Below are 2088 nucleotides of genomic sequence, written 5' to 3' on the forward strand. Positions count from 1 at the left end.
TGCGCCCTTCCTCGTCGGCGGTCAGATAGCCCGCGGCGGCGAGCGCCTTGGCGTGGGCATGGGAGCCGGCGATGTCGTACGGGGCCAGCGCCCAGTCGAAGTGAGTGGAGCGGCTCAGCGCCGCCAGCTCCGGCGAGGGGCCAGAGGCGAACCGTCCGCCCCACAGTGCGCCCGCGTTCGTGCCTTCACTTTTGCTTCCGCTCACCTGGTCAGCCTACCGGGGCCGACCGCTCGGCCGTTCCAGGGACGGCGCGGCGTGCGAGCAGCGCGAGCAGCCGCTCCAGCGGTCCCCGGCCCAGCAGCAGCGCCCACAGCGTGCACCCGGCGAGGATGCCGAGGGTGATCGGCCAGAAGGGGTGCAGCGCCCGGAACTCGGCGAGCCCCTCGGTGCGGCCGAGCGCGAGCCACGCCCACACCGCCCAGACGAGGAGCTGCGCGACGTAGGCGGTCAGCGGCATGGCGCCGGCAGCGCGCAGCGGCAGCACCACCCAGGTCAGCGGAGTGCGGCACAGCAGCAGGCACACCCCGATCGCGGCGATCGCGAATCCGCCCGAGCCGATGACCTCGAGGATGCCGCTGGAGTGCGGCCGTGCCGTCCACACCGCGCCCCACACCGACACCGCCTCATCGAACTCGCTGGCGCCGGAAAACAGCGCCAGAGCGTACCCCAGCATCGACAGGGAAGCGCCCGCGACGACCACGCGCAGCTGTGTGGTCAGATCCCGCAGATCGATGCGCGCCAAGCCCATGCCGGCGAGGATGAACGCGATCCACACCGGGAACGGATAGTGCCACCCCACGAGCAGCGCGACCTGCTCCCCCACGGCCGTGTCCCAGAAGGGCGCCCGGTCGAGCCAGGCCTGCACGAACGGCATGACGAGGGCGACCACCGCGGCCGCGCTCAGAAGGGCGCGGGCGCCGAGCCCGGTGAACGGGATGCCGAGCAGGAACAGCAGCGCATAGGCGGGGAGGATCACGTAGACCGGCACACCCGTGGCGATGAGCAGAAGGCCGATGACGTACAGCACGCCGGCACGGACGGCCAGTCGTCCCCGAGCCGTCCGCATCGCGGAGCCGGCGAGGGGAACACTCCCCCCGGTGACCAGGCCGATCGAGACCCCCGCAAGGGTGGCGAACACGATCGACGAACGACCGTCGGCCAGCCCCACCCAGGTGGGCGTGTCCGGCGCTTGCCCGTCCAGCAGGTGCGCGGCGAGCATGCCGACGATGGCCAGCCCGCGCGCCAGATCGATCCCGGCCAGCCGGCCGGGCGCGTTCAGCGTCCTTACTGCTGGCGCAGCAGCCACACCAGCAGCGCCTTCTGCGCGTGCAGCCGGTTCTCCGCCTCGTCCCAGACGACGCTCTGCGGGCCGTCGATGACCTCGGCGTCTACCTCGTAGCCGCGGTCCGCAGGAAGGCAGTGCATGAACGTGGCATCCGGCGCGGCGAGCGCCATGGTCTCGGAAGTCACCTTGTAGGCGCCGAGTTCCTGCAGGCGCGCCGCCTTCTCCTCCTCCTTGCCCATCGACACCCACGTGTCGGTGACGATGACGTCGGCGCCCGCGGCGGCCGCGACCGGATCGGTGTACAGCGTGAGCGACCCCCCGGTCTCGGCGGCGCGGCGCTCGGCGTCGGCGACGACATCGGCTCGCGGGGCGTACATCTCGGGCGAGGCGATGCGCACGTGCATGCCGGCAGTGACGCCCGCGAGGGCGTAGGAGTGGCCCATGTTGCTGCATCCGTCACCGAAGAAGGCGAGTGTCAGCCCCTTGAGCTCCCCCTTGTGCTCGCGGATCGTGAGCAGATCGGCCAGCAGCTGGCACGGGTGGAAGTCATCGCTGAGGGCGTTCACGACCGGCACGCGCGTGCCTGCCGCCATCTCCTCCAGCCCGGCCTGCGTGTAGGTGCGCCAGACGATCGCCGCGACCTGGCGCTCGAGCACGCGCGCGGTGTCGGCGGGAGTCTCCTTGCCGCCCAGCTGACTGCTCGCCATGGAGATGATGAGCGGGGATCCGCCCAGATCGGCGATGCCGACGGCGAACGACACCCGCGTGCGGGTGGAGGATTTGTCGAAGATCACCGCGACCG

2 protein-coding genes and 1 pseudogene are annotated in these 2088 nt (G+C 71.6%); all 3 read right to left on the reverse strand.

Annotated features, from left to right (window positions below; translation table 11 throughout):
* Window positions 1-205: pseudogene (locus tag NQ160_RS22845) on the reverse strand (argininosuccinate lyase); the annotation flags it as partial.
* Between the two features lie 4 nt (window positions 206-209).
* Window positions 210-1307: a DUF1624 domain-containing protein gene (locus tag NQ160_RS22850; protein WP_257517312.1), complete on the reverse strand. Its 1098-nt coding sequence runs from the start codon at window positions 1305-1307 to the stop codon at window positions 210-212.
* On the reverse strand, window positions 1286-2088 hold an 803-nt coding region (argF, locus tag NQ160_RS22855), incomplete at its 5' end, for an ornithine carbamoyltransferase (RefSeq protein ID WP_257517313.1). The genes NQ160_RS22850 and argF, both read right to left, overlap by 22 nt.

Source organism: Microbacterium sp. zg.Y909 (assembly GCF_024626565.1).